The 8,070-nt window shown below is 60.4% G+C and carries 12 protein-coding genes; 5 read left to right on the top strand and 7 right to left on the bottom strand.

Annotated features, from left to right (window positions below; genetic code table 11):
- From AB5Y50_RS10990 to AB5Y50_RS10980, 3 genes are all read left to right on the top strand, one after another.
- Positions 1 to 213: zinc ribbon domain-containing protein (locus AB5Y50_RS10990; RefSeq protein ID WP_368153423.1), on the top strand; the 213-nt coding region annotated here is incomplete at its 5' end.
- Positions 214 to 570: 357 nt separating this feature from the next.
- The gene (locus AB5Y50_RS10985; RefSeq protein ID WP_042014378.1) at positions 571 to 1,440 is read left to right on the top strand and encodes a S1 RNA-binding domain-containing protein; all 870 of its coding nucleotides are present in this window, start codon (positions 571 to 573) and stop codon (positions 1,438 to 1,440) included.
- A gap of 1 nt (position 1,441) precedes the next feature.
- On the top strand, positions 1,442 to 1,753 hold the full coding sequence (locus AB5Y50_RS10980) for a DUF1289 domain-containing protein (RefSeq protein WP_039039099.1): 312 nt from the start codon (positions 1,442 to 1,444) through the stop codon (positions 1,751 to 1,753).
- Between the two features lie 45 nt (positions 1,754 to 1,798).
- On the opposite strand, the gene AB5Y50_RS10975 is transcribed toward AB5Y50_RS10980, so the two are convergent.
- The 6 genes from AB5Y50_RS10975 to minC all read right to left on the bottom strand — a co-directional run bounded on the left by AB5Y50_RS10975 (position 1,799) and on the right by minC (position 5,503).
- Positions 1,799 to 2,122: an HI1450 family dsDNA-mimic protein gene (locus tag AB5Y50_RS10975; protein WP_010674643.1), complete on the bottom strand. Its 324-nt coding sequence runs from the start codon at positions 2,120 to 2,122 to the stop codon at positions 1,799 to 1,801.
- A gap of 284 nt (positions 2,123 to 2,406) precedes the next feature.
- A complete protein-coding gene (gene mtgA, locus AB5Y50_RS10970) occupies positions 2,407 to 3,114 on the bottom strand; it encodes a monofunctional biosynthetic peptidoglycan transglycosylase (RefSeq protein WP_080988723.1) in 708 nt (235 codons plus the stop codon).
- A 53-nt stretch (positions 3,115 to 3,167) separates the two neighbouring features.
- Entirely contained in the window at positions 3,168 to 3,494 is a 327-nt protein-coding gene (locus tag AB5Y50_RS10965; protein WP_029314491.1) for an HI1450 family dsDNA-mimic protein, read from the bottom strand.
- 180 nt (positions 3,495 to 3,674) lie between these two features.
- Complete coding sequence (gene minE / locus AB5Y50_RS10960) at positions 3,675 to 3,944, bottom strand: cell division topological specificity factor MinE (RefSeq protein WP_010674646.1); 270 nt, start codon at positions 3,942 to 3,944, stop codon at positions 3,675 to 3,677.
- Positions 3,945 to 3,946: 2 nt separating this feature from the next.
- Positions 3,947 to 4,759 (bottom strand): septum site-determining protein MinD, encoded by an 813-nt coding sequence (gene minD / locus AB5Y50_RS10955; RefSeq protein ID WP_010674647.1) that lies wholly within the window; start codon positions 4,757 to 4,759, stop codon positions 3,947 to 3,949.
- An 18-nt stretch (positions 4,760 to 4,777) separates the two neighbouring features.
- Positions 4,778 to 5,503: a septum site-determining protein MinC gene (gene minC, locus AB5Y50_RS10950; protein WP_043156191.1), complete on the bottom strand. Its 726-nt coding sequence runs from the start codon at positions 5,501 to 5,503 to the stop codon at positions 4,778 to 4,780.
- A 106-nt stretch (positions 5,504 to 5,609) separates the two neighbouring features.
- Here minC and AB5Y50_RS10945 point away from each other — a divergent pair, with 106 nt between their 5' ends.
- Together AB5Y50_RS10945 and AB5Y50_RS10940 are read left to right on the top strand one after the other, a co-directional pair.
- A complete protein-coding gene (locus AB5Y50_RS10945; RefSeq protein WP_039039102.1) occupies positions 5,610 to 5,888 on the top strand; it encodes a YcgL domain-containing protein in 279 nt (92 codons plus the stop codon).
- 37 nt (positions 5,889 to 5,925) lie between these two features.
- Positions 5,926 to 6,864 carry a lytic transglycosylase domain-containing protein gene (locus tag AB5Y50_RS10940; RefSeq protein ID WP_043156189.1) on the top strand — a complete coding sequence of 313 codons (939 nt, stop codon included), beginning with the start codon at positions 5,926 to 5,928 and terminating at the stop codon, positions 6,862 to 6,864.
- Positions 6,865 to 7,009: 145 nt separating this feature from the next.
- On the opposite strand, the gene AB5Y50_RS10935 is transcribed toward AB5Y50_RS10940, so the two are convergent.
- On the bottom strand, positions 7,010 to 8,070 hold a 1,061-nt coding region (locus tag AB5Y50_RS10935), incomplete at its 5' end, for an IS4 family transposase (protein WP_368162444.1).

Below are 8,070 nucleotides of genomic sequence, written 5' to 3'. Positions count from 1 at the left end.
TGCGCCTGTTGTGGGCATACTGCGAAGGATAACCGCCAGACGCAAAGCCAGTTTAAATGCGCTGCGTGTGGTTATGAGGCGAACGCCGATGTGAATGGCGCTCGCAATATTTTAGCGGCGGGACACGCCGTTTTAGCCTGTGGAGGCGCGGTGCAATCAGGCCGCCCGATGAAGCAGGAACCCGGTACTGCGCGAGCAGCTATCACCCAGTAATGGGGATCCCCCTCCTGTGACGCGAAGCGCTAAGGTGGGGGAGGATGTCAATGATTGAGATGACGGGTACGAGTGGCTGGGTTCATCGACGCTTCCTCTGGATTTGACGGCCGCGAAGTCTACCTAAAAGTGGGGTTATTTGCAGCAAAGGGGGAACTGAATGCTGCTAATATCGTCAATCTGGCCGCCCGGTAGCGGGAAAAGAGGTCAGACACAGGGGGGAGGGGCTAGGTCCTGCTGCCGCTCTGGGGTAACATGCGCGCCTGCATGACATAAATCGGCCCCGTCCTCTCTCATCCGACGGAGGCGATGCACCTCTATATGACGGGTCTTCCATGAGATGGGCCCATCCGGATATTGAAAGAAGAGATCACCATGTTACAGATTGGCAAGATGAACACCCTGACCGTCGTCGAGATCGAGGAGCGCGGCGCCTGGCTGGCGGCGGGGGAATACGGCGAGCTGCTGCTGCCCAGGCGCCAGTTGCCGGAAGGCGTTGCCGAGGAGAGCGAGGTGTCCGTCTTCCTCTATCTGGATGCGGATTGCGAGCCGGTGATCACCACCGACAAGCCCTTCGCCATGGTGGGGGACATCGTCGGTCTCAAGGTGGTCAATGCCAACAAGATTGGTGCCTTCCTCGACTGGGGCATGAAGAAGGATCTCTTCGTACCAAGCCGCGAGCAGAACAAGCCGATGCAGGTGGGCCATGTCTATCTGGTGCACCTGATGCTGGACAACGAAGGGCGCATGGTCGGTACCAGCCGTCTGGAGCGCTTCCTGCGCATCGACCCCCCTTTCAAGAGCGGTGACGAGGTGACGGTGCTGCCGGGGGAACACACCCCCCTTGGCATCAAGGCCGTGGTCAATGGCCAGTACGCCGGCATGCTGTTCAAGAACGAGGTGTTCGGCCGCGTGATGACGGGCCGGCCGCTGACCGCCTGGGTCAAGCAGGTGCGCGAAGATGGCAAACTGGACCTGACCCTGCAAAAGCCGGGACTGGCCCGGATGGATGACGCCGGTGCGCGCATCCTGCTGCGCCTGCAAAAGCAGGGGGGCAGCCTTGCGGTGGGAGACAAAAGCGATCCTGACGTCATCTACAAGATGTTCAGCATGAGCAAGGGCACCTTCAAGAAAGCGATCGGCGGCCTCTACAAGCAGGGCAAGATCGTCATCGAGGAGCACAGCATCCGCCTCGTGGGCTCCGACACGCCGGCAGGGGACGAATAAGTTGCCGAGTCCCTGCATCGGTGACTGCCGGGCCAAAGAGGGGCTCTGCCTCGGTTGTGGCCGCACCCTGACCGAGATAGGCCAGTGGTCCACCATGGACAGCGAGGCCCAGCTGGCCCGCATGGCCGAGCTCGATGGCTCGAAGAGCACTCATGCCTGCCCGGGCTGCGGCGAGCCGGCGTTCTGCGCCGTGTCGGCGGGGGAACCCATCGAGCGCTGCTGGTGCAACCAGCTTCCCGCGTTGCCCATGAGCGATGCCAGCGCCTGCTGGTGTCGCCGCTGTCTGGCCAAGGCCATCGCGGCACGCCCCTGACTCGGGCATCGCAAAAAACGAAAAAGGCGCCTGGGGCGCCTTTTCTTATGCCTGTTGCTGGCGGTGCCAGCGGATATGCACGTCGTGCTCGCTCTGATCCCGGGGGAGCAGGAAGGTGGCGTAGATCACCTCGAACTCGTCCTGATGATCCAGCAAGCCGACCCAGACCTCGGCCCAACGTGCCATGTCCACCGGCTCGCCAAGTTCGGTTGACCAGTCGGCATTGGGCAGGGTTGCCTCCACCGCGCCACGTTGCTCGAACTCGAGGGTGATGTCGACGATTTGTTCGGGGGCCAGCATGTCGGCGGCCTGCTCCAGAAACTGATCATAGGCCCACTCGACCAGCTGATCCGGGCTACGTTGTTCCATGAAATCACTCCAGATACGTCCAGGTTCGCCACTTTAACAAGTATTGGGATGGGCAGCCAGCCCGGGGGCGGTGACGCCGTGCTGTCAAATGGCGGGATCAGGGGATAAGGTTAACAGAGCCGCCAGCAGGGGCGGCGTGACGGGGCGGCCTGGCAAGATGAAGCGACGACAGTACCGAAGGCAGATCAAGCGGCGGCGCGAAACCTGGTGGTGGCACTATCTGCCCCTTCATCGGGAAACCGTCGGCGGCCATCTGGGGCCCGCCTCTGATCCGCAGGATGGCGCTACTCTGTGCCGTGGACCCGGTTCAGGGTGACTTGCCCGAGTTGACCCATCTGACGACGGATCCAGGCCGAGCGCTGCTGCACATAGGGTGAGGGGGGCTTGACCCGATAACGCCAGGGGTTGGGCAGGGCGGCGGCGAGCAGGGAGGCCTCGTAGCGGGTGAGGCGTATCGCCGGTTTGCCGAAGTAGTGCCTGGCGGCTGCCTCGGCGCCATAGATGCCGGGTCCGAACTCCACGATGTTGAGATACACCTCGAGAATGCGGGACTTGTCCCAGCCCAGCTCCATCAACAGGGTGAACCAGGCCTCTATCCCCTTGCGCAGGAAGCTGCGATCGCTCCACATGAAGAGGTTCTTGGCGGTCTGCTGGCTGAGGGTGCTGGCACCGCGCACCCGCCCGCTTTGCTGGTTGTGCCTGAGGGCCGAGCTGATGGCGTCCATGTCAAAGCCGTGATGTTCGGCAAAGCGCTGATCCTCGGCGGCGATCACCGCCAGTTGCAGCTCCCGGGAAATCTGCTCAAGCGGCACCCAGTCGTGCTTCACCTCGGCCACCTTGGCAGGGGGAAACAGGGCGCGTTCGAGGCGCCAGGTCCACATGGGAGGGTCGATGAAGCGCAGCAGCGCGACCGAGACGATGGTGCTCGCAAAGGCGGCCAGCAGCAGCTTGCCGAGCCAGCCCAGCAGTCGCCGTCTGTGCGAAGGCCTCACGGGCGCGGGCCCGCCGTCCCAGTCATAGTGGCCAGGATCATCGGGATCCGGAATTATTGGGGCAGCCATTCGATGTGGCAGAACTTCTCGTCGACGCGGCGGGAGAGCAGCATGCGGGCAAACAGGTGCTCGTACTCTTCTTGTTCGTTGCCAAGGCCGACCCAGATCTCGGCATAGTCGGCGTCGCTCACCTCAAATCCCACGTCGGCCGCCCAGTCGTCGGCGGGATCGGTCTCCGCCAGCAGGCCGCGGTCGTTGAACTCCTGATTGAAGCGGACGATCTCCTGCTCGGGCAGGTTGTCGGAGGCCAGCTCCATGAAGAGTTCGAGGGCGGTGTCGAGCAGTTCCTCGACGCTGTGCATTTCGTCATTCAAAGACATAAAAGCCGTGTTCCAGATAAGGGGGGAGGGAAAGTCCGTCGGCAGCGCCTCGGGGTGCGCGGTATTCTAGCTGGCCCTGATGCCCTTGGCGAGATGCCGGGACGCCAGGCATTAAAAAACCGGATCCTGGGAAAGGATCCGGTCTTCGTTGGGGGAAGGGGTCGCGCATGGTGCGTCAGCTCATCCCTTCTTCTGGTCGTCGGCGAAGGTGATGTTGAGCTCCAGCACCGACAACTCGTCACTCTTCTGATCAAGCTGGACGGTGATCTTGTCCGGGTCGATCTGCACGTATTTGCGGATCACGTCGAGGATGTCCTGCTTGAGCTGGGGCAGGTAATCCGGCCCCCCTCTGGATGAACGCTCGTGAGCCACGATGATCTGCAACCGCTCTTTGGCCAGTTGTGCGGTGTTCTGTTTCTTGTTGGAACGAAAATAATCCAATAATGACATGCTTAACTCCCGAACAGTCGGCTAAAGAAGCCCTTCTTCTCTTCTTCCAGAAAACGGAAATCCTTGGTGTCACCCAGCAGACGGGCGACGGCGTCCTCGTAGGCCTGACCGGCATCGGACTCCTTGTCCAGAATGACCGGCTCGCCGGAGTTGGAGGCGCGCAGCACCGCCTGGGACTCCGGGATCACCCCGAGCAGTTTGATGGCCAGGATCTCCTGTACGTCCTGCACGCTCAGCATGTCGCCGCGGTTGACGCGGGTCGGGCAGTAGCGGGTTAGCAGCAGGTGCTCCTTGATGGGATCCTCACCGCGCTCGGCACGGCGGGACTTGGAGGCCAGGATACCGAGGATGCGATCCGAGTCACGCACGGAAGAGACTTCCGGGTTGGTGGTGACGATGGCCTCGTCGGCGAAATAGAGCGCCATCAGGGCGCCGGATTCGATACCGGCGGGGGAGTCGCAGACGATGTAGTCAAACTGCATCTCCGCCAGCTGATCCAGGATCTTCTCCACCCCTTCACGGGTCAGGGCATCCTTGTCCCGAGTCTGGGAGGCGGGCAGGATGAACAGGTTTTCGCAACGCTTGTCCTTGATGAGGGCCTGGTTGAGGTTGGCTTCCCCGTTGATGACGTTGACGAAGTCATAGACCACGCGCCGCTCGCAACCCATGATGAGGTCCAGGTTTCTCAGACCAATGTCAAAATCGATGACCACGGTCTTGTGGCCACGCTGGGCCAGACCGGTGCTCAGTGCCGCGCTGGTTGTCGTCTTGCCAACGCCACCCTTGCCCGATGTAACGACTATGATTCGCGCCATTCTCGCTTCCTTGTAACTCTATTTGATTCGGTCTATACGAAGTTGTTCATTGTCGAGCCGGATATGGACCGGCTCTTGTATCACGCCTGCAGGCAATGCATCGCTGAGCTGGAAGGTGCCCGCGATGGAGAGCAGCTCGGCCTGCAATTGCTGGCAATAAATGCGGGCCTTGGGATTGCCCTTGGCCCCTGCGATGGCTCGCCCACGCAGGGCACCATAAACATGGATGCTGTCATCGGCGATGACTTCGGCGCCAGGGCTCACCGAGCCCAGCACCACCAGCGAGGTGCCGGCTGCATAGATCTGCTGACCGGAGCGCACCGGGCCCACGTGGACCTTGCTTGCCTCCACGGGCGCTGGCACCGGAGGAACCGGTGCGGCCTCCACTTGCTTGGGCTCAGACACTGGCGGCGTCGGCTCAGGTTCTGCCTTGCGGCTCTTGCCTGACACCATGACGGCGAGGCCTGCCGCCTTGGCGGCCGTCTTCATCGCCTCGTCCCGCGCCCCCGTGATCCCGACCAGCACGAAGTCTTCCGACTCGACCAGCTCCCTGAGCTGTTCGAAATCGGGGATCGCCTCGAGGCGTTCCACATTGAGGACGAGGGGGGCACAATTAAAAAACTGGGGGGCCTGCGCGACCTTGGCCTCCAGCAGTTGTCGGATCCGGGCCGGATTGCCATCGCTGAGATGCAACACAGAAATAGTGAAGGTGGTCCCTTTCAATTCGTTATCGCGTTCAACCATGAATCTTCCCCGAACCGAGACGGTAATACGTTATTGTTATTCAATTCCTGATGTTATAGTTTGCCACCACCAGAGGCAATAAACCCGTCGGATTATATCAATTTCCATGTTGTGTGCAGTCTATAAAAGTCGCAAAAAAGCCGAGACCTATCTCTTTATTGAACGAAGAGAGGACTTTTCCCGCGTTCCCGAGGTGCTGATGAGTACCTTCGGGCGTCCCGAACTGGTCCTGATGACCAAACTGGACCCGGCCAAGCCCCTGGGGCTGGCCTCCACGGAGCGGGTGATGGCCGCCCTGAAGAGCCAGGGCTTTTATCTGCAGGTGCCACCGCCACCGGAAAACCTGCTGGAGCAGCACAAGGCGCAATTAAAGGACGCACGATGAGGGCGGGGCGGCTGGCACTGCTGTTGTCAGGCGCCCTGTGTTGTCAGGCGCCCTGTCGGGATCGCCGGTGCAGGCCGGCCCCGATTTTGACCAGTACGTGGCGAGCCTCAAAGAGCAGGCGCTGGCGGCGGGCATGTTGCCCGAGACGGTGAGTGCGGCCTTTGCGGATGTCCACCTTGTCGATGCCGCCATCAGGCACGACAAAAATCAGCCGGAATTCAAACTGACCCTGGACACATATATTCCCCGGGCGGTGCCGGAATGGAAAGTCAAGCAAGCCCAAACCTTATATCGCCAGCATTTGCCGCTGCTCACAAAAATAGGCAGGGAATATGGGGTTCAACCCCGCTTTATTGTTGCCTTGTGGGGAATTGAAACCAATTTCGGCAAAATAACCGGCCATTATCCCCTTATCTCTTCTCTCTCGACCCTGGCCTGGGACGGTCGCCGTGAAGCCTTCTTCAAAGGCGAGTTGTTCGATGCCCTGCGCATTCTGGAGCAGGGACATGTGAACCCCGCCAACTTCAAGGGATCCTGGGCGGGGGCCATGGGACAGGTGCAGTTCATGCCCTCGTCATTCCTGCAATACGCGGTGGATCAGGACGGGGACGGCAAGAAGGATCTCTGGGGCAATCTGGCGGATGTATTTGGATCGGCTGCCAATTATCTGAGCCAGAACGGCTGGCGTGAAGACCAGACCTGGGGACGGCGGGTGAGGGTGCCCGAGGCGCTCGATCCGGCGCTGCTGGGGCTTGAGATCCGCAAGCCGCTGTCGGCCTGGCAGGCGCTCGGGGTGCGGCAACTGGACGGCTCCCCTCTGCCTGCGGTCGACATGCAGGCCTCCCTCATCCGCCCCGACGATATTCACGGGCGAAGCTACCTTGCCTATGACAATTACCGGGTACTGCGTCACTGGAATCGCTCCCCCTATTTCGTGGTGGCCGTCGGTACCCTGGCCGATCGCATCGTGAAATAGCTCTCCCCCGTTCTCCTGTCACGGCGAACGGGTGGAGGTGATATGCCCGTCTCTTTTTATCCCTTGTCGGCCTCCCTTTATCCACGAACGCTGCCCTTTAAATCGCGACTAAAAAAAAGCGGGAATATATCCTAATGCCAGTCAGTTAAGCCTGACTGGCATTGTTTTTACTAGGTTTTCTCGTCGCATACTTCTGTGGTTTGGCTTTGATGCACCTTGGGTAACTTCGTTCTCGGCGGGCGGGTAACTTGAACTGCTCTGCCTGTTTGTCCAACTCAGCGACACGCCCTGGAACCATGCCCGGTGACACAAACGGCAGGCAACTGAGTTCATGCAGCAGATACACCGATGCCATGTGAAAGCTCAACTGGCTGGCCGTATAGCCCTTTAAGCTCGCCGCCATCCTAACCATCTGATATCTCAGTAGGTTATAGGCCAATACCAAGCCCCATAGCTCCTGCCTTACTCCATCGGGTTTCTTGCTGCGCAGCGTCAGCCGGTGCTGTTGCAGGCTATGTTTCATCTCCCGATAGCCCAGCTCGATTTCCCAGCGATTCTGGTATAGCTCCATCAACTCGCTGGCCGGGAAGCGCAGCGGGTCGGTGAGCGAGGTCAGCACCTGCCGCTCCTTGCCGTTTACCGTCCGGGTCAGCAGCCGGGCTTCGAACTGCTCCGGCAACTCGCTCCACTTCTTCTTGGCCTGCGGACTGGCACTGAGGCGTACCAGCACATCCTGCCGCCCCAGCTTGCGGATGACCTCGTATTGAGCCCCCTTTTTCAGCGGAATAAGCCAGTGACGCGCTACGCCCTGGCGTTGCCAGGCATGGAGTAACCCCAGTGAGTAGAAGCCCTTATCGAACAGGGTCAGGCTATTATCGGGTGTTTTTTCAATCAGTTGCTCTGCCAACACCATCTCGTTTACCGCACAGGAGTCCATCACTGTCTGGGTCAGCAGATGACTGGTCAGCTCCATCTGACACAACATGCGGACCTGGGGATATTGCGTCTCCCCCTGGACGGTTTTCGACTTGGCAAAGGCGCCGGCATTGTCCGGAGTATCGGGCGTGCGCCAGACCACCCCGTCCACGGCCAGCAGCTGCAAGCCGGCCCAGGTGGGGTGCTGACACTGCTGATGCCAGAGTGTGGCGGTCTGCTGGAACACCTGTCGAACGGCTTGGTCAGCCAGTTTTTGGCGCGCCTGGATGA

The sequence above is a fragment of the Aeromonas sp. s6 genome, from assembly GCF_040907815.1.
GTDB classification, from domain to species: domain Bacteria; phylum Pseudomonadota; class Gammaproteobacteria; order Enterobacterales; family Aeromonadaceae; genus Aeromonas; species Aeromonas caviae.
The sequence above is the reverse complement of the archived record's forward strand: the minus strand, read 5'-3'. Positions and strand labels throughout refer to the sequence as shown.

Bases quoted from the DNA above. Each gene is read 5' to 3' on its own strand.
- AB5Y50_RS10975 (WP_010674643.1), bottom strand. From the start codon at position 2,122: ATGGAACAACGTAGCCCGGATCAGCTGGTCGAGTGGGCCTATGATCAG.
- AB5Y50_RS10965 (WP_029314491.1), bottom strand. From the start codon at position 3,494: ATGTCTTTGAATGACGAAATGCACAGCGTCGAGGAACTGCTCGACACC.
- minE (WP_010674646.1), bottom strand. From the start codon at position 3,944: ATGTCATTATTGGATTATTTTCGTTCCAACAAGAAACAGAACACCGCA.
- minD (WP_010674647.1), bottom strand. From the start codon at position 4,759: ATGGCGCGAATCATAGTCGTTACATCGGGCAAGGGTGGCGTTGGCAAG.
- minC (WP_043156191.1), bottom strand. From the start codon at position 5,503: ATGGTTGAACGCGATAACGAATTGAAAGGGACCACCTTCACTATTTCT.
- AB5Y50_RS10945 (WP_039039102.1), top strand. From the start codon at position 5,610: ATGTTGTGTGCAGTCTATAAAAGTCGCAAAAAAGCCGAGACCTATCTC.